The sequence below is a fragment of the Psychroserpens sp. BH13MA-6 genome (assembly GCF_052983595.1).
This window is the reverse complement of record NZ_JBRJGE010000001.1, coordinates 1-25,007: the sequence shown is the minus strand read 5'-3', so window position 1 is coordinate 25,007 and position 25,007 is coordinate 1. Positions and strand designations below refer to the sequence as shown.

17 protein-coding genes and 5 tRNA genes are annotated in these 25,007 nt (G+C 37.7%); 20 read left to right on the top strand and 2 right to left on the bottom strand.

Going from position 1 to position 25,007, the window contains the following annotated elements:
* Window positions 1–85: 85 nt before the first annotated feature.
* From ACU8DI_RS00110 to ACU8DI_RS00020, 19 genes are all read left to right on the top strand, one after another.
* Window positions 86–1,465, top strand: a complete 1,380-nt coding sequence (locus ACU8DI_RS00110; protein WP_447110701.1) for an alpha-amylase — start codon at window positions 86–88, stop codon at window positions 1,463–1,465.
* A 94-nt stretch (window positions 1,466–1,559) separates the two neighbouring features.
* Window positions 1,560–1,754: a 30S ribosomal protein S21 gene (gene rpsU, locus ACU8DI_RS00105; protein WP_447110700.1), complete on the top strand. Its 195-nt coding sequence runs from the start codon at window positions 1,560–1,562 to the stop codon at window positions 1,752–1,754.
* A 114-nt stretch (window positions 1,755–1,868) separates the two neighbouring features.
* Entirely contained in the window at window positions 1,869–2,759 is an 891-nt protein-coding gene (locus ACU8DI_RS00100; protein WP_447110699.1) for a tyrosine-type recombinase/integrase, read from the top strand.
* Window positions 2,760–2,785: 26 nt separating this feature from the next.
* Complete coding sequence (hpf, locus tag ACU8DI_RS00095) at window positions 2,786–3,088, top strand: ribosome hibernation-promoting factor, HPF/YfiA family (RefSeq protein ID WP_447110698.1); 303 nt, start codon at window positions 2,786–2,788, stop codon at window positions 3,086–3,088.
* Window positions 3,089–3,189: 101 nt separating this feature from the next.
* Window positions 3,190–3,263, top strand: a tRNA-Thr gene (locus tag ACU8DI_RS00090).
* Window positions 3,264–3,315: 52 nt separating this feature from the next.
* Window positions 3,316–3,397 (top strand) — tRNA-Tyr (locus tag ACU8DI_RS00085).
* 105 nt (window positions 3,398–3,502) lie between these two features.
* Window positions 3,503–3,575 (top strand) — tRNA-Gly (locus tag ACU8DI_RS00080).
* Window positions 3,576–3,645: 70 nt separating this feature from the next.
* Window positions 3,646–3,717 (top strand) — tRNA-Thr (locus tag ACU8DI_RS00075).
* A gap of 60 nt (window positions 3,718–3,777) precedes the next feature.
* A complete protein-coding gene (gene tuf / locus ACU8DI_RS00070) occupies window positions 3,778–4,965 on the top strand; it encodes an elongation factor Tu (protein ID WP_447110697.1) in 1,188 nt (395 codons plus the stop codon).
* Between the two features lie 63 nt (window positions 4,966–5,028).
* Window positions 5,029–5,101 (top strand) — tRNA-Trp (locus ACU8DI_RS00065).
* Between the two features lie 15 nt (window positions 5,102–5,116).
* Window positions 5,117–5,308, top strand: a complete 192-nt coding sequence (secE, locus tag ACU8DI_RS00060) for a preprotein translocase subunit SecE (RefSeq protein ID WP_447110696.1) — start codon at window positions 5,117–5,119, stop codon at window positions 5,306–5,308.
* 24 nt (window positions 5,309–5,332) lie between these two features.
* Window positions 5,333–5,890 (top strand): transcription termination/antitermination protein NusG, encoded by a 558-nt coding sequence (gene nusG / locus ACU8DI_RS00055; RefSeq protein WP_447110695.1) that lies wholly within the window; start codon window positions 5,333–5,335, stop codon window positions 5,888–5,890.
* A gap of 74 nt (window positions 5,891–5,964) precedes the next feature.
* Window positions 5,965–6,405 (top strand): 50S ribosomal protein L11, encoded by a 441-nt coding sequence (rplK, locus tag ACU8DI_RS00050; protein WP_447110694.1) that lies wholly within the window; start codon window positions 5,965–5,967, stop codon window positions 6,403–6,405.
* Between the two features lie 11 nt (window positions 6,406–6,416).
* On the top strand, window positions 6,417–7,106 hold the full coding sequence (gene rplA, locus ACU8DI_RS00045; protein WP_447110693.1) for a 50S ribosomal protein L1: 690 nt from the start codon (window positions 6,417–6,419) through the stop codon (window positions 7,104–7,106).
* Window positions 7,107–7,126: 20 nt separating this feature from the next.
* Window positions 7,127–7,648: a 50S ribosomal protein L10 gene (gene rplJ / locus ACU8DI_RS00040; protein WP_447110692.1), complete on the top strand. Its 522-nt coding sequence runs from the start codon at window positions 7,127–7,129 to the stop codon at window positions 7,646–7,648.
* A 59-nt stretch (window positions 7,649–7,707) separates the two neighbouring features.
* A complete protein-coding gene (rplL, locus tag ACU8DI_RS00035; protein WP_447110691.1) occupies window positions 7,708–8,085 on the top strand; it encodes a 50S ribosomal protein L7/L12 in 378 nt (125 codons plus the stop codon).
* A gap of 125 nt (window positions 8,086–8,210) precedes the next feature.
* Window positions 8,211–12,023: a DNA-directed RNA polymerase subunit beta gene (gene rpoB / locus ACU8DI_RS00030; RefSeq protein WP_447110690.1), complete on the top strand. Its 3,813-nt coding sequence runs from the start codon at window positions 8,211–8,213 to the stop codon at window positions 12,021–12,023.
* A 62-nt stretch (window positions 12,024–12,085) separates the two neighbouring features.
* Window positions 12,086–16,387 (top strand): DNA-directed RNA polymerase subunit beta', encoded by a 4,302-nt coding sequence (gene rpoC, locus ACU8DI_RS00025; RefSeq protein ID WP_447110689.1) that lies wholly within the window; start codon window positions 12,086–12,088, stop codon window positions 16,385–16,387.
* Window positions 16,388–16,502: 115 nt separating this feature from the next.
* Complete coding sequence (locus ACU8DI_RS00020) at window positions 16,503–16,817, top strand: DUF3467 domain-containing protein (protein WP_447110688.1); 315 nt, start codon at window positions 16,503–16,505, stop codon at window positions 16,815–16,817.
* A gap of 193 nt (window positions 16,818–17,010) precedes the next feature.
* Here the strand turns inward: ACU8DI_RS00020 and ACU8DI_RS00015 are convergent, their stop codons facing one another.
* Both ACU8DI_RS00015 and ACU8DI_RS00010 read right to left on the bottom strand, forming a co-directional pair.
* Complete coding sequence (locus ACU8DI_RS00015) at window positions 17,011–17,238, bottom strand: (4Fe-4S)-binding protein (protein WP_447110687.1); 228 nt, start codon at window positions 17,236–17,238, stop codon at window positions 17,011–17,013.
* A gap of 142 nt (window positions 17,239–17,380) precedes the next feature.
* The gene (locus ACU8DI_RS00010; RefSeq protein WP_447110686.1) at window positions 17,381–18,970 is read right to left on the bottom strand and encodes a peptide chain release factor 3; all 1,590 of its coding nucleotides are present in this window, start codon (window positions 18,968–18,970) and stop codon (window positions 17,381–17,383) included.
* A 428-nt stretch (window positions 18,971–19,398) separates the two neighbouring features.
* On the opposite strand from ACU8DI_RS00010, the gene ACU8DI_RS00005 reads away from it, so the two are divergent.
* The coding region (locus ACU8DI_RS00005) for a beta strand repeat-containing protein (protein WP_447110685.1) at window positions 19,399–25,007 on the top strand (5,609 nt) is incomplete at its 3' end.

The window sequence follows — 25,007 nt, the reverse complement described above, 5'->3', positions numbered from 1 at the left end:
ACACGAAAACGTTTTCGTAAAATAATTGGTTTGGGTGACGTCACATATTTACGTAACTTTTATACGTAACCAAATCATAAATCTTATGAAAAATATGAAGTACTTAGGCATGGCATTCATGATGACTTGCCTTTTTAATTGTGAGCACGATGTTATATCTGATTCACAAGAACCTACACAAAAAGAGACGAAAACAACTTTCCACGAGCAACGGGCTGGATTAAAACCTATTGGCGAAGGCGTCATGATGCAAGCCTTTTATTGGGATGTTCCTGCAGGTGGCAATTGGTGGAATACTATTAATTCTAAAGTAGCTGATTGGAGTAATGCAGGTATCGATGCTATTTGGCTTCCACCAGCATCAAAAGCTCAAAATGGCCCTTTCTCAATGGGCTATGATCCTTTTGATTACTACGATTTTGGAGAATATAATCAAATGGGAAGTGTGGAAACGCGATTCGGGTCTAGAACTGAACTTACCAACATGATTAATACAGCGCATCAAAATGGCTTAAGCGTAATCGCAGATATTGTCATTAATCATAATAGTGGTGGAGCCAGTGAATACAACACGTACACAGGTGGTAATACTTGGACAGATTTCAATCCGCTTTCCGGTAACTTTTACCGTTCGGCTACAGACTTTCATCCAAATAATGTGCACTCCAATGATACAGGTGCTTTTGGTGGTTATCCAGATCTATGTCATCACCAAAGTTATGTTCAGGATTGGCTGTGGAAAAATTCGAATAGCGTCGCCAAATATTATAGAGATGTTATTGGTTTTGATGGCTGGCGTTTTGATTATGTTAAAGGGTTTGAGCCATGGGTTGTAAAAGATTGGAAGAATGAAGTTGGAGGATTTTCAGTGGGAGAATACTGGGATAGTAATGTGTCGACATTAGATTGGTGGACAGGAGCTGCCGAAGTGAGCGCTTTCGATTTTGCTTGTTACTATAAAATGAAAGATGCCTTCATGGGAAATAACCTTACCGTTTTAAATGATAATATGCTTTGGAAACAAAATGCAACGAGAGCAGTTACTTTTGTAACTAATCATGATACGGACGAGATTATCAATAATAAGATATTAGCTTATGCCTATATCTTGACACATGAGGGATACCCAACAGTGTTTTATAGAGATTATGAAGAGTGGCTCAATAAAGAACGATTAAATAATTTAATCTGGATTCATAATAATTTAGCTAGTGGTAGCACCACCATTTTACATGCAGATACAGATGAATATGTGGCAAAAAGAAATGGTAGTGGTGGTCCTGGATTAGTGGTATATATCAATAATTCAAACTCCTGGCAGGAGCGATGGGTGGAGACCAACTGGTCTAGTACGGTTATAAAAGATTATACAGGACATTCTGGTTGGGAGCCAACGACGCAATCTGGAAAATGGGTGAAAATTCAAGCACCACCAAAAAGTTACTCTGTGTGGTCGGTGAAATAGTGCGATTATAATTTTTATTTTTTTAGTTGTAGGAATAAAATTAGTTTTTATATTTGCAGCCTTAAAAATTCTAAAAGAGAGGAGGTTAAGAACTATGTTAATAATTCCAGTAAAAGAAGGAGAAAATATAGATAGAGCGTTGAAGCGTTTCAAACGAAAGTTTGTAAAGACAACGATCAAGAATCAATTGCAAGAACGCAAACAATTCACAAAACCTTCTGTAGCTCGAAGAGCACAAATTCAAAAAGCACAATACATCCAAGGTCTTAGAGATCAAGAAACGTATTAAACGATGTTTTGCAATTATATAAATCCTGCTTTAACAAGCAGGATTTTTTTTGCACTTGGGTGAACATCTAAAAATATTGTACATTTAAACTTATTGAGGTGCCAAAAGAATCATATGAGTTTTAAACCATTTTCAGATTATTTATTATTAGAGAAGAATTATTCCAAACTAACAATTAAAGCCTATGTAAATGATCTCGAGGAGTTCAAGTTATTTGTTCGTTCCGAGTTCGATAGTCCTACAATCACTGATGTGAATTATCAGCAAATTAGGCATTGGATAGTGTCACTAGTAGACAATGGTATAAGTAATAGAAGTATCAATAGAAAAGTATCGTCGCTTAATACCTATTTCAAATTCCTTCTGAAAATTGAGCGCATTGAAGTGAATCCTCTCAATAAACACAAAGCGCTTAAAGTGAGTAAAAAGATTCAAGTCCCTTTTTCCGAAGAAGAAATGAAGGAAATGGTGGATGCTTTGCAATCGGCCAAAGATTTTGAAGGCTTGCGCAATAGGTTAATCATAGAATTGTTTTATGCTACAGGTATTAGACGTATAGAGTTGGTTCAGTTAAAATTATCTGACCTTGATATTGCCAATAAAACGTTAAAGGTTTTAGGTAAAAGAAACAAGGAACGTTACATACCTTTAATAGATTCTGTAGTTGAAACAATTGACTTATATATGATTGAGAGAAATGCTCTAGAAAAAATTCAAGATAAAAGCTATTTGTTTTTAACAAAAAAGGGCGTTAAAATTTATGAAACTCTTGTCTACAGAATTATAAATAACTACTTTAGTAATGTATCCACCAAAGTAAAAAGGAGTCCACACATTTTACGGCACTCGTTTGCGACTCATTTACTAAATCAAGGTGCGAACTTAAACGCTGTTAAAGAACTTCTTGGCCATTCAAGTTTGGCAGCAACACAAGTCTATACACATAATAGTATAGCTGAATTAAAAAAAGTGTATGCAAATGCACACCCAAGAAGTAAGAAGTAATATTGTCTAACTAATAAAGAATGATTATGAAGGTAAACACACAATCTGTAAATTTTACAGCAGACAAAAAGTTAATTGATTTTATCCAAAGACGCATGGACAAACTAGATTTGTTCTATGATAAGGTCATTCAATCCGATGTGTATCTAAAAGTAGAAAACACCAGTGACAAGGCAAACAAAATTTTTGAAGCAAGGGTTAAAGTTCCAGGAGATAGTTTTGTCGTTAAAAAACAGTGTAAGACCTTCGAAGAAGGAACAGATATAGCTGTTTCATCTCTGGAAAGACAACTTAAAAAGCGAAAAGAAAAATTAAGAGCACATATATGATAAAATTTTTCAAAAAATGTTTTGAATAAATAAATAAATCTTTACATTTGCAGTCCGTTAGAAATAGCGGGCTTTTTTTATAGCGAAAAAGTTATAGAAAAGCCGATGTAGCTCAGCTGGCTAGAGCAGCTGATTTGTAATCAGCAGGTCGTGGGTTCGAGTCCCTCCATCGGCTCTTTAAAAGTCTAAAAATAAAAGTGTTGTTTTTAGCATAGTTCTTTAAAATTGGGGAGATACTCAAGCGGCCAACGAGGGCAGACTGTAAATCTGCTGACTACGTCTTCGCAGGTTCGAATCCTGCTCTCCCCACAATAGTATTTTTAACAAGCGTTGTTTTTTATTAAATAACAGGTTGAAAATTGGAAATCCATTCATTTTGAATTGCGTTTTTAAGAAGTAATTTAAATGATAAAAGCGAGAGTAGCTCAGTTGGTAGAGCGTCAGCCTTCCAAGCTGAATGTCGCCGGTTCGAACCCGGTCTCTCGCTCTAAGTTTAAACCATCAATAATTGGTTTAAAAGTGAAGTAAACGTTTCTGTTTAGCTTACAACCTTTAAAGCCGGTGTAGCTCAGGGGTAGAGCGTTTCCTTGGTAAGGAAGAGGTCACGAGTTCAAATCTCGTCATTGGCTCTTTTTTAAATTGAGAATTAAATTGAACACTAATATAAATTAAGATTAAATAAATTAAACATGGCAAAGGCAACTTTCGATCGTTCAAAACCACACCTTAATATTGGTACTATTGGACACGTAGATCACGGTAAAACAACTTTAACTGCTGCTATTACTAAAGTATTAGCTGATGCAGGTTTATCTGAGGCAAGAGATTTCGATACAATTGATAACGCTCCAGAAGAAAAAGAAAGAGGAATTACAATTAATACATCACACGTTGAGTATCAAACAGCAAATCGTCACTACGCTCACGTTGACTGTCCAGGTCACGCCGATTACGTGAAGAACATGGTTACTGGTGCTGCTCAAATGGACGGTGCTATTTTAGTTGTAGCTGCTACAGATGGTCCAATGCCACAAACTCGTGAGCACATCCTTTTAGGACGTCAGGTAGGTATTCCACGTATCGTTGTATTCATGAATAAAGTGGATATGGTTGATGATGATGAGTTATTAGAATTAGTTGAAATGGAAATCAGAGATTTATTGTCTTTCTACGAGTACGATGGAGATAATGGTCCTGTAATTGCTGGTTCTGCTTTAGGCGCACTTAACGGTGAGCAAAAATGGGTAGATACAGTAATGGAATTAATGGAAGCTGTTGATAACTGGATTGAAGAGCCAGTACGTGATATGGACAAGCCATTCTTAATGCCTATTGAAGATGTATTCTCAATTACTGGTCGTGGAACTGTTGCTACAGGTCGTATCGAAACAGGTGTTGCTAATACAGGTGATCCAGTTGAGATCATTGGTATGGGTGCTGAAAAATTAAACTCTACTATTACAGGTATCGAGATGTTCCGTCAAATCCTTGATAGAGGTGAGGCTGGAGATAACGCTGGTATCTTATTAAGAGGTATTGAGAAAACTCAAATCTCTAGAGGTATGGTAATTACTAAGCCAGGATCTGTAACACCACACGCTAAATTTAAAGCTGAGGTTTATATCTTGAAAAAAGAAGAAGGTGGACGTCACACACCATTCCACAATAACTACCGTCCACAGTTTTACGTACGTACAACTGACGTAACTGGAAACATTGCGCTTCCTGATGGTGTTGAAATGGTAATGCCTGGAGATAACCTTACTATTACAGTTGAATTAATTCAACCAATTGCAATGAACGTTGGTTTACGTTTCGCAATCCGTGAAGGTGGTAGAACAGTAGGTGCAGGTCAGGTTACTGAAATTTTAGACTAAATATTTATTAAATAAATATTAATTAAGGTGTCTTGTTTTTGCAAGACGCCTTGATTTATATTTACGGGTTTAGCTCAGTTGGTAGAGCACTGGTCTCCAAAACCAGGTGTCGGGAGTTCGAGTCTCTCAACCCGTGCAAATACATAATCAAATGGCAGGAATTGTAAATTATATAAAAGAATCTTTTGGAGAGTTAAAGAACAATGTCTCTTGGCCAACATGGTCAGAAGCACAAAGTTTAACTGTTTTAGTGGCTGTATTTTCTATCATATTCTCATTAGCTATTTGGGGAGTTGATACTGTTTTTAGTAAAGTGATTAAGGCTTATTTTGAATTAATTTAACTTCATAAGATAACAGAAAGAAGCATGTCTGAAACTAATGTAAATAAAAAGTGGTACGTCGTTAGAGCGGTAAGTGGTCAAGAAAATAAGATCAAAACTTATATTGAAAATGAAATTTCAAGATTAGGTTTAGAGGATTATGTAGATCAAGTACTAGTTCCAACTGAAAAAGTCATCCAGATTCGTAATGGGAAAAAAATAAACAAAGAGCGTGTTTACTTTCCAGGTTACATTATGATTCAGGCTAACTTAAGCGGTGAGATTCCACATATTATAAAATCAATTACAAATGTTATTGGGTTTCTAGGCGAGACAAAAGGAGGAGATCCTGTGCCGTTAAGACAATCTGAAGTGAATAGAATGTTAGGTAAGGTAGATGAGTTGGCTGTGGATGCAGATGCAAATATAGCAATTCCTTACACGGTTGGTGAGACTGTTAAAGTAATTGACGGTCCTTTCAATGGATTCGACGGTACGATTGAGAAAATTAATGAAGAGAAGCGTAAACTTGAAGTTATGGTTAAGATTTTCGGAAGAAAAACACCATTAGAATTGAGTTATATGCAAGTTGATAAAGTATAATAATTGTTACATATATAGATCGTATATCTTTTTTGCTTCCAAATGAAGAGATATACAAAACTAAAAATTTTAAAATGGCAAAAGAATTAGGTAAAGTAGTTAAATTACAAGTTCGGGGAGGTGCTGCGAATCCGTCGCCACCGGTTGGACCCGCTTTAGGAGCTGCTGGAGTTAATATCATGGAATTTTGTAAACAATTCAACGCCAGAACTCAGGATAAGCCTGGTAAAGTTCTTCCGGTAGTGATATCTGTTTACAAAGACAAGTCGTTTGACTTTGTTATTAAAACTCCTCCAGCTGCAGTACAATTATTGGAAGCGGCCAAAGTAAAAAAAGGATCTGGTGAACCGAACAGAAAGAAAGTAGCAAAAGTAACTTGGGATCAAGTGAAAGCTATTGCAGAGGACAAAATGCAAGATTTAAATGCATTTAGTGTTGATTCTGCGATGAAGATGGTTGCAGGAACTGCAAGATCAATGGGAATCACAGTTAAAGGTGGAGAAGCACCTAACTAAAAATTTTTGAAATGGCAAGAATAACAAAAAAGAGAAAAGACGCTTTAGCTAAAGTAGAGAAGAATAGATTGTATTCTATCGAAGAAGCGACTGAATTATTAAAAGAAATCACGTATACAAAGTTCGATGCCTCTGTTGATTTAGCTGTAAGACTTGGAGTGGATCCTCGTAAGGCTAATCAAATGGTGAGAGGGGTTGTTTCCCTTCCCCACGGAACAGGTAAAGACATGAAAGTTCTTGCTTTAGTAACTCCAGACAAAGAGGAAGAAGCTAAGGCGGCAGGAGCTGATTACGTAGGATTAGATGAGTACCTAGAAAAAATCAAAGGTGGTTGGACAGATGTTGACGTTATCGTTACTATGCCAGCAATCATGGGTAAATTAGGTCCATTAGGTAGAGTATTAGGTCCAAGAGGTTTAATGCCAAATCCAAAGACAGGAACAGTAACTATGGATGTTGCGAAAGCAGTATCTGAAGTTAAAGCTGGTAAAATCGATTTTAAAGTAGATAAAACAGGTATCGTTCACGCTCCAATAGGTAAAGCATCATTTACTGCTGATAAACTTAAGGACAATGCAATGGAATTGTTAACTACTCTAAATAAGTTGAAACCAACTGCTGCTAAAGGAGTGTACATGAAAAGTATTTTCATATCTAGCACGATGAGTCCAAGTATTGCAATTGATACAAAAATAGCATAAGTAGTTAAATCTTTATTATTATGACAAGAGAAGAAAAATCACAAGTAATTGAAGAGTTAACTGCTCAGTTAGCAGATAATACAAACATTTATCTCGCTGATATATCTGGATTAAATGCAGGTAACACTTCAGATTTGCGTCGTGCTTGTTTTAAAGCAAACGTAAAATTAAACGTAGTTAAAAATACATTATTAACGAAAGCTATGGAAGCTTCTGAAAGAGATTTCGGTGATCTTCCTTCAGTTTTAAAAGGTAATACCTCTGTAATGTATTCTGAAACTGGAAACGCTCCAGCTAAAGTTATCAAAAACTTCCGTAAAAAATCTGATAAGCCTTTGCTTAAAGGAGCTTTTATAGAAGAAGCGATATACATTGGTGATGATCAATTAGACATGTTAGTCGATATCAAGTCTAAAGAAGAATTGATTGGAGAAATTGTAACCTTGTTACAATCACCAGCTAAGAATGTTATTTCAGCACTTAAATCAGGTGGTGGAACATTAGCAGGTATCATCAAAACATTATCCGAGAAAGAAGGATAAACAACTAAGTACGCACTTAAACAAATTATATTTATTAAAAATTATTAAAAACGATAGAAATGGCAGATTTAAAAGATTTCGCAGAACAATTAGTTAATTTAACAGTAAAAGAAGTTAATGAATTAGCTACAATATTAAAAGACGAATATGGTATCGAACCAGCAGCAGCAGCTGTTGCAGTAGCAGCAGGTGGAGCAGCAGCAGGTGGTGATGCCGCTGAAGAAAAATCAGAATTCGACGTAATCCTTAAAGCAGCAGGTGGTTCTAAATTAGCTGTTGTAAAATTAGTTAAAGAATTAACTGGTTTAGGATTAAAAGAAGCAAAAGGTTTAGTAGACGAAGCACCAAGCCCAATCAAAGAAGGTGTTGCTAAAGACGAAGCAGAAGCTCTTAAAGCTCAGTTAGAAGAAGCAGGAGCAGAGGTTGAGCTTAAGTAAGCTTAACTAACCTACAAATTATGGTTTAGGTCTTCCGAAATCCTCGGAATGACCTAAACCCTTTTGTGTATAAAAAAGGTACACAAATAAACTAGTTATTTTTTTAATCAAAATCTCGTTCATCGATGTTAGCAAATACAGCTGAAAGATTAAATTTCTCTTCCATAGTAAACAGAACTGAGTATCCGGACTTCCTGGATATTCAAATAAAATCCTTCCAGGATTTTTTCCAGCTAGAGACAAAATCAGAAGAAAGAGGAAATGAAGGCTTATATAACACCTTCATGGAGAACTTTCCAATTACGGATACACGTAATCAATTCGTATTAGAATTTTTGGATTATTTTATTGATCCACCTCGATACACAATTGAAGAATGTATAGAAAGAGGGTTAACCTATAGCGTGCCATTAAAAGCACGATTAAAATTATATTGTACAGATCCAGAACACGAAGATTTTGAGACTATCGTACAAGATGTATATTTAGGGACCATCCCTTACATGACACCTAGCGGAACTTTCTGTATCAATGGCGCAGAGCGTGTGGTAGTTTCCCAATTACATAGATCTCCAGGTGTATTCTTTAGTCAGTCATTCCATGCCAACGGTACGAAATTGTACTCTGCAAGGGTTATTCCTTTTAAAGGATCTTGGATTGAATTCGCAACAGATATCAACCAGGTGATGTATGCTTACATCGACAGAAAGAAAAAATTACCGGTAACAACCTTATTTAGAGCTATCGGATTTGAACGTGATAAAGATATTTTAGAGATTTTTGATCTTGCTGAAGAAGTTAAAGTATCAAAATCTGGACTTAAAAAAGTCATCGATCGTAAACTTGCCGCACGTGTATTAAATACATGGCATGAAGATTTCGTTGATGAAGATACAGGTGAAGTGGTATCCATCGAGCGTAATGAAATTGTATTAGATCGTGACACGGTTATCGACAAAGATAATATCGAGGAAATCCTCGAGGCTGGTGTGAAAACAATTCTTTTACACAAAGAAACGTCACAGCAAGGTGATTACGCCATCATACATAATACCTTACAAAAGGATCCAACAAACTCTGAAAAAGAAGCTGTTGAACATATTTACCGTCAATTACGTAATGCCGAGCCGCCAGATGAGGAAACCGCTCGTGGTATCATTGACAAATTATTCTTTTCTGATCAACGTTACTCTTTAGGTGAAGTAGGTCGTTATAGAATGAACAAAAAATTAGGTCTTGATATTGGAATGGATAAGCAAGTGCTTACCAAAGAGGATATCATTACCATCATAAAATACTTAATTGAGTTAATTAATTCCAAAGCGGAGATTGATGATATTGACCACTTGTCTAACCGTCGTGTTCGTACAGTTGGTGAACAATTATCTTCGCAATTCGGTGTTGGTTTAGCGCGTATGGCTCGTACGATTCGCGAACGAATGAACGTTCGTGATAACGAGGTATTTACGCCAATTGATTTGATAAACGCTAAGACGTTATCGTCGGTTATCAATTCGTTTTTTGGAACCAACCAATTATCTCAATTTATGGATCAAACCAATCCATTGGCTGAAATTACGCACAAACGTCGTTTGTCTGCATTAGGGCCTGGTGGTTTATCAAGAGAAAGAGCAGGATTTGAAGTTCGTGACGTTCACTACACACACTACGGAAGATTATGTCCTATCGAAACACCTGAAGGACCAAACATTGGTTTGATTTCTTCTCTATCAGTATACGCGAAGGTGAATGCTATGGGATTCATCGAAACACCTTACAGAAAAGCAGAAGGTGGTGTTGTTGATATTAAAAACGCACCAACGTATTTAAGTGCCGAGGAAGAGGAAGATATGTTGATCGCTCAGGCTAATATTAGTGTGGATGATAAAGGTAAGATTCTAGAAGATAAAATTATTGCACGTCAGGAAGGTGATTTCCCTGTGATTGATCCAGCAAATGTGGATTATACAGATGTAGCTCCAAACCAGATTGCATCGATTTCTGCATCGCTTATTCCGTTCTTGGAACATGATGATGCGAACCGTGCCTTGATGGGCTCTAACATGATGCGTCAGGCCGTACCATTATTACGTCCGCAGGCACCAATTGTTGGAACAGGACTGGAACGTCAAGTAGCGTCAGATTCCAGAGTGTTGATAAATGCTGAAGGAAATGGTGTTGTCGAGTATGTAGATGCTAATGAAATTGTCATTAAGTACGAGCGTACGGAAGAGGAAGCTATGGTTAGTTTTGATAGCGATACCAAAACCTATCCTTTAGTGAAGTTTAGAAAAACCAATCAAGGGACGTCTATCAACTTGAAACCTATTGTAACAAAAGGTGATAAGGTTGTTAAAGGACAAGTACTTTGCCAAGGTTATGCTACTGAAAATGGTGAATTAGCACTAGGTCGTAATATGAAAGTGGCATTTATGCCATGGAAAGGTTACAACTTCGAGGATGCGATTGTGATTTCAGAAAAAGTAGTACGTGACGATATATTTACGTCCATTCATATCGATGAGTATTCATTAGAGGTAAGAGATACCAAATTAGGTAATGAAGAACTGACTAATGATATTCCTAACGTTTCAGAAGAGGCTACGAAAGACCTTGATGAAAACGGGATGATTAGAATTGGTGCTGAAATCAAGCCAGGTGATATTCTTATCGGTAAGATTACACCTAAAGGAGAATCTGATCCTACGCCAGAAGAAAAATTATTACGTGCCATCTTTGGTGATAAAGCAGGTGATGTCAAAGATGCGTCATTAAAAGCGTCTCCATCATTACATGGTGTTGTAATTGAGAAGAAATTATTCTCAAGAGCTATTAAAGACAAGCGTAAAAGAGCTAAGGATAAAGAGGATATTGAAGCATTAGAAAATATCTATTACAAGAAATTTGACGATTTACAAGCCGTTTTAGTTGAAAAATTATTTGCGCTTGTCAATGGTAAAACTGCTCAAGGTATTTATAATGATTTAGGAGAGGAAATCATTCCTAAAGGTAAGAAGTATACCTTGAAAATGTTAAATGCTGTGGATGATTATACGCATTTAACTTCAGGTACATGGACTACCGATGATCACTTAAACTCTTTGGTAGCTGATTTGATTCACAACTATAAAATTAAGGAGAATGATCTTCAAGGATCATTGAGACGTGAGAAGTTTACGATTTCTGTAGGTGATGAACTACCAGCTGGGATCATTAAACTAGCGAAGGTATACGTGGCTAAGAAACGTAAACTAAAAGTTGGTGATAAAATGGCAGGACGTCACGGTAACAAAGGTATTGTGGCTCGTATCGTTCGTCAAGAAGATATGCCATTCTTAGAAGATGGAACACCAGTTGATATCGTGTTGAACCCATTAGGAGTACCATCTCGTATGAATATCGGACAGATTTATGAAACGGTTTTAGGATGGGCAGGACAAAAATTAGGACGCAAATATGCAACCCCAATTTTTGACGGTGCTACTTTAGATCAAATCAACGAATTTACAGATGAAGCAGGTGTACCAAGATTTGGACATACCTATCTGTATGATGGTGGTACAGGAGATCGTTTTGATCAACCAGCAACCGTTGGTGTGATTTATATGATCAAACTAGGACACATGATTGATGATAAGATGCACGCTCGTTCAATTGGACCATACTCTTTGATTACGCAACAACCTCTAGGTGGTAAAGCACAGTTTGGTGGTCAGCGTTTCGGTGAGATGGAGGTTTGGGCACTTGAAGCATATGGCGCTTCTAGTACCTTACGTGAGATCTTAACAGTAAAATCTGATGATGTTATAGGTAGAGCTAAAACTTACGAAGCTATCGTTAAGGGAGAGCCAATGCCAGAACCAGGACTACCTGAATCTTTCAACGTTTTAATGCACGAATTGAAAGGCTTAGGATTAGATATTAGATTAGAAGAATAATTTGAAAAATTTTGCTAGTAAGGACAGGTTTCGACCTGTCCTTACGGTAACCACATAATATTATGGCAAGAAGACAAGATAAGAATACAGTACAGAGATTTAATAAAATCTCCATTGGTTTGGCATCTCCAGAATCTGTTTTAGCAGCATCTCGTGGTGAAGTGTTAAAACCTGAAACTATTAATTATCGAACACATAAACCAGAACGTGATGGTTTATTCTGTGAGCGTATTTTTGGTCCCGTAAAGGATTTTGAATGTGCTTGCGGTAAATATAAAAGAATACGTTACAAAGGTATCGTTTGTGACCGTTGTGGTGTTGAAGTTACTGAAAAGAAAGTACGTCGTGATCGCGTCGGACACATCAACCTTGTTGTGCCAGTCGCACATATTTGGTACTTTCGTTCATTACCTAACAAAATAGGTTATTTATTAGGCTTACCTTCTAAGCGATTGGATATGATTATCTATTATGAAAGATATGTCGTTATCCAACCAGGTGAAGCTAAGAATGCCGATGGAGAACCATTACAAAAAATGGATTTCCTTACAGAAGAGGAGTACTTGAATATCATGGAGTCCCTTCCTCAAGAAAATAGACATTTGGATGACACAGACCCTAACAAGTTTATTGCTAAAATGGGAGCTGAGTGTTTAATCGAATTGTTATCGCGAATCGATTTAAACGAATTGTCTTTCGAATTACGTCATAAAGCAAATACTGAAACATCTAAACAACGTAAAACGGAAGCTTTAAAGCGTTTGCAAGTAGTTGAGGCCTTTAGAGATTCTAACGCAAATAGAGAGAATAAACCAGAGTGGATGATCATGAAGGCTATTCCAATTATTCCACCAGAATTAAGACCTCTAGTGCCATTGGATGGTGGACGATTTGCAACCTCAGATTTAAATGATTTATACCGTCGTGTTATTATCCGTAACAACCGTTTAAAGCGTTTAGTTGAAATTAAAGCACCAGAAGTAATTCTTCGTAATGAAAAACGTATGTTGCAAGAATCAGTAGATTCATTATTTGATAACACTCGTAAGGCTTCTGCTGTTAAGACAGATTCTAATAGACCATTAAAATCATTATCTGATTCCTTAAAAGGTAAGCAAGGTCGTTTCCGTCAAAACTTACTAGGTAAGCGTGTCGATTATTCCGCACGTTCGGTAATTGTTGTTGGACCAGAATTGAAATTATTTGAGTGTGGATTGCCAAAGAATATGGCTGCTGAACTTTACAAGCCTTTCATCATCAGAAAACTGATCGAAAGAGGGATTGTAAAAACGGTTAAATCTGCTAAGAAAATTATAGATAGAAAAGAACCTGTGGTTTGGGATATCTTGGAGAATGTCTTGAAAGGACATCCAGTACTCTTAAACCGTGCCCCTACATTACACAGATTGGGTATTCAGGCATTTCAACCGAAACTAATTGAAGGTAAAGCAATCCAATTACACCCATTAGTATGTACGGCGTTTAACGCCGATTTCGATGGTGATCAAATGGCGGTGCATTTACCATTAGGACCAGAAGCGATTTTGGAAGCGCAACTATTAATGTTGGCATCACATAACATTTTGAATCCTGCAAATGGTTCTCCAGTAACGGTACCTTCTCAAGATATGGTACTTGGTCTATATTACATGACCAAACTACGTAAAACGGATGAGACTTACACCGTAAAAGGTGAAGGGTTAACCTTCTATTCTCCTGAAGAAGTAACTATTGCTTACAACGAGAAGAAAGTAGATTTGAATGCTGGTATCAAGGTACGTACAAAAGACTTTAATGAAGAAGGCGAGTTGACTACTCAAATTATTGAAACGACTGTAGGTCGTGTGCTTTTTAACGAAAAAGTACCTGAAGCTGCAGGATATATCAATGAGGTATTAACAAAGAAATCTTTAAGAGATATCATTCACGGTATTCTTAAAGTAACAAGTGTACCTGAGACAGCGGCATTCCTTGATGAGATCAAAACTTTAGGTTATAAATTTGCCTTCCAAGGTGGATTGTCTTTTAGTTTAGGTGATATCATTATTCCAGCTGAAAAGCAAGATATGATTGATAAGGCCAATGGCTTGGTTGATAACATTATGGGTAACTATAACATGGGATTGATAACGAATAATGAGCGTTACAACCAAGTTATTGATATCTGGACATCTACCAATGCTGAATTGACGGAATTGTCAATGAAACGTATTCGTGAGGATCAACAAGGATTTAACTCCGTGTTTATGATGCTTGATTCTGGAGCTCGTGGATCTAAAGAACAGATTCGTCAGTTAACAGGTATGCGTGGATTAATGGCGAAACCTAAAAAATCGAATGCAGGTGGTGGTGAGATTATTGAAAACCCAATTCTTTCTAACTTTAAGGAAGGACTTTCAATTTTAGAGTACTTTATCTCAACGCACGGTGCACGTAAAGGTCTTGCCGATACAGCCCTTAAAACGGCCGATGCTGGTTACTTAACACGTCGTTTGGTAGATGTTTCACAAGATGTGATTATTTATACTGAAGATTGTGGAACGTTGAGAGGTATTGATGTAACGCCATTGAAGAAAAATGAAGAGATCATTGAAACCCTAGAAGCTCGAATCGTTGGTCGTACATCATTGAACGATGTTTATGATCCGTTAACTGAAGAGTTATTAGTGGAAGCTGGTGGACATATAAATGATGCGATTGCAAAACGAATTGGAGCCTCTGCTTTAGACTCAGTTGAAGTGCGATCTGCATTAACATGTGAGGCCAAAAAAGGTATTTGTTCTAAGTGTTACGGTCGAAATCTTGCCACAGGTAAGATGGTTCAAAGAGGAGAAGCTGTTGGTGTCGTAGCCGCACAATCTATTGGAGAACCAGGAACGCAGTTGACACTTCGTACATTCCACGTAGGTGGTATTGCTGGTAACATTTCAGAAGAAAATAAATTGACTGTTAAATTCGATGGAATTGCTGAGATTGAAGATCTGAAAACAGTGAAAAGTACAGATAGTGAAGGTAATAATGTAGATGTGGTTATTTCTCGAACTTCAGAATTGAAGTTGGTTGATGCCAAAACAGGTATTACTTTAAGTACTAATAATATCCCTTACGGTTCATTTATTTACGTGAAACCTGGAGATAAAGTGAAGAAAGGTGATGTGATTTGCCAATGGGATCCATACAACGGTGTGATTATTTCTGAATTCGCTGGTAAAGTGAAGTACGAAAACATCGAACAAGGGGTCACATATCAAGTAGAAATTGATGAACAAACTGGTTTCCAAGAGAAAGTTATCTCTGAATCTAGAAACAAGAAATTGATTCCTACGCTTCATATTGAAGATTCTAAAGGTGAAACGATACGTTCGTATAACTTACCAGTTGGAGCTCACCTTATGATAGACGATGGTGAGAAAATTAAGGTTGGTAAAATCTTAGTTAAAATCCCAAGAAAATCGGCTAAAGCAGGTGATATCACAGGTGGTCTTCCACGTGTAACAGAATTGTTTGAAGCACGTAACCCTTCTAACCCAGCTGTGGTAAGTGAGATTGATGGTGTGGTATCTTTCGGAAAAATAAAAAGAGGTAATCGCGAGATCATCATTGAGTCGAAACTTGGTGAAGTGAAGAAATACTTAGTGAAATTATCTAATCAAATTCTAGTTCAGGAAAATGATTATGTAAAAGCGGGTATGCCATTGTCTGATGGTTCGATTACACCAAATGATATTTTGAATATCAAAGGCCCAGCAGCTGTACAACAGTACTTGGTTAATGAAGTTCAGGAAGTGTATCGATTACAAGGTGTGAAGATTAACGATAAGCACTTTGAAGTGGTCGTTAGACAAATGATGAGAAAGGTACGAATTATTGATTCTGGAGATACTATTTTCTTAGAGGATCAATTGGTACATAAATCTGATTTCATTGAAGAAAATGATAAGATTTTCGGATTGAAAGTAGTTGAAGATGCTGGAGATTCTGAAAACTTGAAAGCTGGTCAAATCTTAACTTCGAGAGAGTTAAGAGACGAGAATTCCATTTTACGTAGAGAGGATAAGGCGCTTGTGACTGCGAGAGATGCTCAACCTGCTACGGCAACGCCAATCTTACAAGGAATTACAAGAGCATCATTACAGACAAAATCATTTATTTCTGCGGCTTCCTTCCAGGAAACGACTAAAGTACTAAATGAAGCAGCTGTGAATGCGAAAGTAGATGATCTTGAAGGATTGAAAGAGAATGTGATTGTCGGACATAGAATTCCTGCTGGAACAGGTGTTAGAAAGTTTGATAACATCATCGTAGGTTCTAAAGAAGAATTCAATGAAATGATGAAAGCAAAAGAAGAAATGAATTATAACTAACGGATTTTAGATGTCATAGAATCATCGAATTTTTATAATTCAAATCTATAAATACTAATAAAATCCCGTTATCAACGGGATTTTATTTTAAATACTAAGACTAAAACAAACTATTATGGCAGAAGATAATAAACCGAAAAAACCAGGAATCAATATAGAGTTAGATGAAAAAATTGCGGAAGGTACGTATTCGAATCTTGCAATTATCAATCATTCGGTATCCGAATTTGTTGTTGATTTTGTTAGCATTATGCCTGGAACGCCTAAAAGCAAAGTAAAATCCAGAATCATTCTAACACCACAACACGCCAAACGCTTATTGAAAGCATTAGGAGACAATGTGCAACGATTCGAAAAAGCACATGGAGAGATCAAAGACTATGAACAGGCTCCAATACCGTTGAATTTTGGACCAACAGGTCAGGCATAGTATTATTAAAAAGCCCTTGGTACGTTTTAAGTATCAAGGGCTTTTTTCGAAATAGTGTAGTCAAGCATGGTTAGTTATTTCGGAATGCTTCAACCGAATAAAAGTTCTTGTTAAGCTACTTTAGCGAGCTTGTCTCTTTGCATATACTTATTTCTGAGAAAGTTGTACAGCAATTTTAGGGCAATAAAAATCATTAAGCCACTTCTTTATTTGAGTGACACTGCAAGGCGCCTGATGGGCACTTCTTAACTTGCTTCATAATTTTTTTGGTGGATGCACCATCTAAATCTATCCAAGGAATGACAGATTGACGGAAAACATTTGAAAGTTCTTTAGCACAACGCTCAGCGTTTATGCACTTACACGGATTGTAGGTTACAGTAATATCGCTATTACTGAAAACATTAGGATTTGTTTCCATGAGTAGATCAATTTTGGGGTTTTAATCGTCATTAAATTTAGAAAACGAAAACGTTCTCGTTACTTAATCAACGATTAAAAGTATAAAAACATCGACAAAAAACAAATTATTTTCAAATTATTAGATGAACGGTAAGGTGGTTTTAGTTAAATTCAGAAGTAAAATGAAAGGTAATACTTGGATATTTCTGTTGTGTCATTTGCAAAGAAAACGGCGAATCAGCTAAAAATACTAGTTGTCCGCGCTTATCCTTTGCTAAAAATCGTTGTTTGACTCTCAGAAAATCCTTGTACTCGTCACTTTTTTTATCCTTAGTCTCTATCCAACAGGCTTTATGCACATTTAAGTTTTCATAGGTACATTTGGCACCATACTCATGCTCTAATCGGTATTGTATCACTTCATATTGTAAAGCACCAACAGTACCGATGACCTTTCTGCCATTGAGTTCAAGTGTAAACAGCTGTGCCACTCCTTCGTCCATGAGTTGATCAATTCCTTTATATAATTGCTTAGATTTTAAAGGATCCGCATTGTTGATATATCTAAAATGCTCTGGAGAAAAACTAGGCACACCTTTGTAATTTAATGCTTCACCTTCAGTTAAGGTATCTCCAATTTTAAAATTTCCTGTGTCTTGTAAGCCTACAATGTCTCCAGGATAGGATATGTCTACAATCTCTTTCTTTTCAGCAAAAAAGGCATTCGGACTGGAGAATTTCATTTTTTTGTTGTGCCTTACATGAAGATAAGGTGTATTTCTTTTGAATTCTCCAGACACAATTTTAATAAAAGCTAAACGATTCCTGTGGTTAGGATCCATATTAGCGTGAATTTTAAATACAAATCCTGTAAACTTATCTTCTTCAGGTTTCACTAAGCGCTCTTCACTGTGCTTCGGTCTTGGCTTCGGTGCAATTTCGACAAAACAATCCAACAATTCCCTAACGCCAAAATTGTTTAAGGCAGAGCCAAAGAACACGGGTTGCAACTGACCATTTAAATAGGCGTCTTTATCAAATTTTGGGTAAATACCTTCCACCAATTCGATCTCATCTCTCAATGTTTGAGCTGCTTTATCTCCAACTAGCCGATCTAATTCTTCTGAATTTAGATCTGAAATTTCAATGGTCTCTTCGATGTCTTTTCGACTATCACCACTAAATAGGTTGATATTCTTTTCCCATATATTATAAATTCCCTTGAAGTCATAACCCATACCAATTGGAAAACTTAAAGGCACAACTTTCAAGCCTAATTTTTGCTCAATTTCATCTAATAAATCAAAGGCATCCTTACCTTCACGGTCCATTTTATTGATGAAAACAATCATAGGAATGTTACGCATCCTACAAACTTCCACGAGTTTTTCAGTTTGTTCCTCAACACCTTTGGCAACGTCAATAACTACGATGACACTATCAACCGCAGTAAGTGTTCTAAACGTGTCTTCCGCAAAATCCTTGTGACCAGGCGTGTCTAAAATATTAATTTTAATACCATCATATTCAAAAGCCAAAACCGAGGTCGCGACAGAGATACCACGCTGTCTTTCAATTTCCATAAAGTCACTCGTAGCACCTTTTTTAATTTTATTACTTTTTACAGCACCAGCCTCTTGAATGGCACCTCCAAATAATAATAATTTTTCAGTCAATGTGGTTTTTCCAGCATCAGGATGGGAGATAATTCCGAAGGTTCGTCGTCTGTTGATTTCTTTTGTAAAGCTCATAGATTTTGTAAGTGGGTGCAAATATAATTGATATTCGCAAGACATTATAATCTAATTTCGTTTTGTTAGAAAGGTGTTAAGTAATTGATTTGAAGCTGTTTTTATTGAGCATTGTTAAAGTGCAATTAATACCGATAAAGATTTTTATTGAGTATTTCATCGATTATTTTAAAACATAAACGAAAAAGAAAATACTTGTTAAATGATTCTTAATAAGAATTCCTAATATTGTGTAATGATTGCCCTTTATGGTTTTCCATAATAAGAAGATTAATAGCACTATTTTGAACCTACAAAACATAAGACAAACCTGTAGTTATATGTGTCGCATATAACAAGGTTTTTTTTGTTTTATCCATATGTGTTTGTTTAGTGTGAATTGATTCATGGTAATCAGTTAAACGATAAATAATTTACACTGAGCATATATGAAAATCTTTACTCGATTCTCGTTTTTAAAATTCATTTCATTTATTGGAGCGTTTTTGATGGTTTCATTAACGTATGGACAATCAATACCGCAAACAGGTAACACGACGGATGCCGTAGGTAGTCAGAACTGCTTTAATTGCGCACCTACTGGTTGGGTGGATGCTGGAGGAACACCAGATGTTTCTGATTCCGTGAATGCATCGTCTGTTGGTTCTTGGGATGCCCAACCTATTCCACTTCCACCAAATGGTCATACATCATGGTTGTCGTTGAGAGATCTTGGACCATCTGGCTTTGAAGAAACGGTTTCAACAACGATGACAGGGTTAATTCCAGGCCGCTTGTATGAAGTAACAGTATACTCTGGAAGCTGGTTATCTGCTGGTTATGCGCAATTATATCTTGATGCATTTCGATATCAGATAGGAACAAATCCGAGTCAGTTCAAACCAAGTGTGACACAAGATTCTTGGGAAACTACAAAAATTAGATTTTACGCTTCAACAGTATCTGAAGCCTTGATATTTCAACCAGGGAATAATGCACCAGGGACGCCATTTGACGCCACTGCGTGGGAATCTGTTCAAATTTCAATAACTCTAGATGCTATTGAACAGCCTGATAATGATGGTGATGGTGAATTTGATGATACGGATTTAGATGATGATAATGATGGTATTTTAGATACGGATGAAGCTAATGGTAATGATCCTGATGGTGATGAGGATGGCGATAACATCCCTAATTGGAAGGATATATTTGATGACAATATTAGTAGTGATGGAAGCACCACGAGCTATGTAGATGCTAATAACGACGGCATTCCTGATGTATACGATTTCGATGGCGATGGCATTCCGAATCACTTCGATACGGATAGTGATAATGATGGTTGTCCCGATGCTATTGAAGCCGCAGGTGGATTTATTCCTTCTGACTTAACAACGAGTGATAACTTGGCGGATGTTGATGAAGGACAAGTAAACGCCCAAGGTATTCCAACAGATTTAGGAGGTAATTCTTATGCGCAAGCAACTTCAGCTGCAGTATTAGATGCTTCAGATGATAGCGCATGTAATAGAATTATTGCCAGAGATGATGATTTTAGTGGAACACCTATTATTGGTGCTCTTGGCGGTTCGACTGCGAGTGTTTTTGCCGATAATGGTAATGGCGCTGACGATGCAGATTTTGTATCGGCTACAGACGCGAATATTTCCGATAATATCAGTATTACGAATGATGGCGGATTAACAGGCGTTTCAATTAATACCGATGGGACCATCGATGTCCCAGCCGGAAGCACCGCAGGAACCTACACAGTCACTTATCAAATTTGTTTGGAGGTGGATCCTACAATTTGTGATACGGCAGATGTGACTATTGAAGTTGAGGCAACGGTTGTTGCAGAAGATGATGATTTCAGTGGTGCGCCAATAGATGCTGTCGCAGGAGGTACCACCACAAGCGTTTTTGCTGATAATGGTAATGGTACCGATTTGGCCGATGGTGTCGCAGCGACCGATGCAAATATTTCAGATAATATCAGTATTACGAATGATGGCGGTTTAACAGGCGTCACCATCAATACCGATGGAACTATAGATGTTCCGGCTGGAAGCACCGCAGGAACTTACACAGTGACTTACCAAATCTGTTTGGAATCTGATCCTACCATTTGTGATATAGCAGATGTGACTATCGAAGTGGATCCAAGTATTTCCGCAGAGAATGACGATTTTAGTGGAGCACCAATAGATGCTGTTTCAGGAGGTACAACCACCAGCGTTTTTGCTGATAATGGTAATGGTACCGATTTGGCCGATGGTGTCGCAGCTACGGATGCGAATATTTCTGATAATATCAGTATTACGAATGATGGCGGTTTAACAGGCGTCACCATCAATACCGATGGAACCATAGATGTTCCGGCTGGAAGCACTGCTGGAACTTACACAGTGACTTACCAAATCTGTTTGGAGGTGGATCCTACCATTTGTGATACGGCAGATGTGACTATCGAAGTAGATCCAAGTATTTCCGCAGAGAATGATGATTTTAGTGGAGCACCAATAGATGCTGTCGCGGGAGGTACAACAGGAAGTGTTTTTGCCGATAATGGTAATGGTACCGATTTGGCCGATGGTGTCGCAGCTTCCGATGCGAATATTTCCGATAATATCAGTATTACGAATGACGGCGGTTTAACAGGTGTCACCATCAATACCGATGGGACCATAGATGTTCCGGCTGGAAGCACAGCAGGAACTTACACAGTGACTTACCAAATTTGTTTGGAGGTGGATCCTACAATTTGTGATACGGCAGATGTGACTATCGAAGTAGATCCAAGTATTTCCGCAGAGAATGATGATTTTAGTGGAGCACCAATAGATGCTGTCGCAGGAGGTACAACAGCTAGCGTTTTTGCTGATAATGGTAATGGTACGGATTTGGCCGATGGTGTCGCAGCTACGGATGCAAATATTTCAGATAATATCAGTATTACGAATGATGGCGGATTAATAGGCGTCTTAATCAATACCGATGGTACCATCGATGTTCCAGCTGGAAGCACAGCAGGAACCTACACAGTGACTTACCAAATTTGTTTGGAGGTGGATCCAACCATTTGTGATACGGCAGATGTGACTATCGAAGTGGATCCAAGTATTTCTGCAGAGAATGATGATTTTAGTGGAGCACCAATAGATGCTGTCGCGGGAGGTACAACAGCAAGTGTTTTTGCCGATAATGGCAATGGTCCTGATTTGGCCAATGGTGTCGCAGCTACGGATGCAAATATTTCAGATAATATCAGTATTACGAATGATGGCGGATTAACAGGCGTCACCATCAATACCGATGGTACTATAGATGTTCCGGCTGGAAGCACTGCTGGAACTTACACAGTGACTTACCAAATCTGCTTGGAAGTGGATCCTACCATTTGTGATACAGCAGATGTGACTATCGAAGTGGATCCAAGTATTTCTGCAGAGGATGATGATTTTACGGCAACTATTTTTAATCCACAAGTAGGTGGTGCCACAACAAGCGTTTTTGCCGATAATGGTAATGGTACCGATTTGGCCAATGGTGTAGCTGCAACAGATGCAAATATTTCAAACAATATAAATATCAGTAATGATGGTGGCTTATCAGGTGTCACAATAAATACAAATGGCACCATCAATATACCTGCTAATAGTTTACCAGGAACTTATACTATTGAATATCAAATTTGTCTTGAAATTGACTCCCTAGTTTGTGATACAGCTCAAGTATCTATTGTGATTGGGGCATGTACCGATTTCCCAACTAATGATTGTGATGGTGATGGCGTCATTAATGCTGCAGATATTTGTCCAGGTTCAGATGATAACGCTGATGCCGATGGTGATTTAGTGCCTGATGGCTGCGATGACGATGATGACAATGATGGTCTTTTAGATGCTGATGAAAGAGGAGAAACGATTAGTGCTCCGCCTTTGTGTGGAAGTCAGACAGTATTTGATTTTAGTGCTATCGCTACTGAAGAATCTGGTGATGGCAATGTTGCTACATTATTGGAAGGTGAAGTGTTTCGATTCGCTAATGTTACAGCTGGAACAGATGCCTTGGTAACTTTAGTTGAATTTAATAATGCAGTTGTAGATATTTTAGATGATAATTTTTCCGATCCAGAATACTTTAAACCTGGGTCAAGAATTGAATATTTAAATGCTGGAGAAGAAGGTTATGTGGAATATAATATTCAATTGGTTCAAGCAGGAACTACAATTCCTGTAAGTTTCTCAGAAGTATTCGTAGGTTATAACGATATGGATGGAGATTTGGATTTATTTGAAAGAAATAGATTGCCATACCCTGTGAGTTATGTTCTTGATAATCCAACAACGATTACAATAGATTCAGAACCTAACTTCTTGGTGGCGACATCAGGTAATGTTAATTATCCTGGATCTTCCAATGCGAATCCATTTTTAAATATTACCGCGAGCTATAATAACTTCTCGAGTTATACTTTTAGATTAGGAGTGGTTGCTACGAATCCTATTAGCGACCTTGTTCGTTACCATAGTGTTTTATTTGATTGCGCTACAAATTTTGTAGATCCGCAAACTACAGATCCGGACACCGATGATGATGGTACGCCTGATTATTTGGATTCAGATAGTGATAATGATGGATGTCCTGATGCTCTTGAAGGAGATGGTGGCTATACGATTTCAGATTTAGATGGTGATGATAGTTTAGGTGATAATGTAGATGCCAATGGTGTTCCGCAGGATGTTTCCAACAATAGCTTACAACAAAATGATGTGAGTTCAACAGATCCAACAGTTAGCTTATGTTCTGAAATTAATATGACCAAAACAAGTAGTTTGGACTTAGGTGCTGATGGTGTGGTAAGTGTTGGTGATATTATTACTTATACTTATACGGTCAGTAACTTAGGAGGTGTCACCCTTTTTGATGTGACGGTCACTGAAGACGCAGCCGACTTTTCCGGAACAGGAACTTTACCAACACCAGTATATGTAAGTGGCGGAGCAGACTTAGATGGTGATGCAGACCTTGAGGACTTAGCTGTAGGTGCAGGTACGATTGTTTACACAGCTACGTATGCTATTACACAGGCTGATATTGATGCAGGTGTGGTTACCAACCAAGCGACTGCTAGTGGTAATGATCCAGCAGGTAACAGTATCACAGATGATAGTGATGATCCAAGTGATCCAACCAGTGATGATGATCCAACAGATACGGTTATTCCACAGAACCCATCAATGTCTCTTACCAAGACAAGCAACCTAGATTTAGGTGCTGATGGTGTGGTAAGTGTTGGTGATGTTATTACTTATACTTATACGATTAGCAACACAGGCGATGTGACCTTATTTGACCTAAGTGTCACTGAAGACGCAGCCGATTTTACTGGAACAGGAACTTTACCAACACCAGTGTATGTTAGTGGCGGAGCAGACCTAGATGGTGATGCAGATCTTGAGGATTTAGCTGTAGGTGCAGGTACGATTGTTTACACAGCTACCTATGCTATTACACAGGCTGATATTGATGCAGGTGTGGTTACCAACCAAGCGACTGCTAATGGTAATGATCCAGCAGGTAACAGTATCACAGATGATAGTGACGATCCAAGTGATCCAACCAGTGATGATGATCCAACAGATACGGTTATTCCACAGAACCCATCAATGTCGCTTACCAAGACAAGCAATCTAGACTTAGGAGCTGATGGTGTGGTAAGTGTTGGTGATATCATTACTTATACTTATACGATTAGTAATACAGGAGACGCTACATTGTTCGATGTGACAGTTTCTGAAGACGCTGCAGATTTTACTGGAACAGGAACCTTACCAATACCAGTATATGTAAGTGGCGGAGCAGACTTAGATGGTGATGCTGATCTTGAGGATTTAGCTGTAGGTGCAGGTACGATTGTTTACACTGCTACCTACGCTATTACACAAGCTGATATTGATGCAGGTGTGGTTACCAACCAAGCGACTGCTAGTGGTAATGACCCAGCAGGCAATAGTATCACAGATGATAGTGATGATCCAAGTGATCCAAC

Coding starts and splice junctions, on each gene's coding strand:
- ACU8DI_RS00110 (WP_447110701.1), top strand. CDS start 86: ATGAAAAATATGAAGTACTTAGGCATGGCATTCATGATGACTTGCCTT.
- rpsU (WP_447110700.1), top strand. CDS start 1,560: ATGTTAATAATTCCAGTAAAAGAAGGAGAAAATATAGATAGAGCGTTG.
- ACU8DI_RS00100 (WP_447110699.1), top strand. CDS start 1,869: ATGAGTTTTAAACCATTTTCAGATTATTTATTATTAGAGAAGAATTAT.
- hpf (WP_447110698.1), top strand. CDS start 2,786: ATGAAGGTAAACACACAATCTGTAAATTTTACAGCAGACAAAAAGTTA.
- tuf (WP_447110697.1), top strand. CDS start 3,778: ATGGCAAAGGCAACTTTCGATCGTTCAAAACCACACCTTAATATTGGT.
- secE (WP_447110696.1), top strand. CDS start 5,117: ATGGCAGGAATTGTAAATTATATAAAAGAATCTTTTGGAGAGTTAAAG.
- nusG (WP_447110695.1), top strand. CDS start 5,333: ATGTCTGAAACTAATGTAAATAAAAAGTGGTACGTCGTTAGAGCGGTA.
- rplK (WP_447110694.1), top strand. CDS start 5,965: ATGGCAAAAGAATTAGGTAAAGTAGTTAAATTACAAGTTCGGGGAGGT.
- rplA (WP_447110693.1), top strand. CDS start 6,417: ATGGCAAGAATAACAAAAAAGAGAAAAGACGCTTTAGCTAAAGTAGAG.
- rplJ (WP_447110692.1), top strand. CDS start 7,127: ATGACAAGAGAAGAAAAATCACAAGTAATTGAAGAGTTAACTGCTCAG.
- rplL (WP_447110691.1), top strand. CDS start 7,708: ATGGCAGATTTAAAAGATTTCGCAGAACAATTAGTTAATTTAACAGTA.
- rpoB (WP_447110690.1), top strand. CDS start 8,211: ATGTTAGCAAATACAGCTGAAAGATTAAATTTCTCTTCCATAGTAAAC.
- rpoC (WP_447110689.1), top strand. CDS start 12,086: ATGGCAAGAAGACAAGATAAGAATACAGTACAGAGATTTAATAAAATC.
- ACU8DI_RS00020 (WP_447110688.1), top strand. CDS start 16,503: ATGGCAGAAGATAATAAACCGAAAAAACCAGGAATCAATATAGAGTTA.
- ACU8DI_RS00015 (WP_447110687.1), bottom strand. CDS start 17,238: ATGGAAACAAATCCTAATGTTTTCAGTAATAGCGATATTACTGTAACC.
- ACU8DI_RS00010 (WP_447110686.1), bottom strand. CDS start 18,970: ATGAGCTTTACAAAAGAAATCAACAGACGACGAACCTTCGGAATTATC.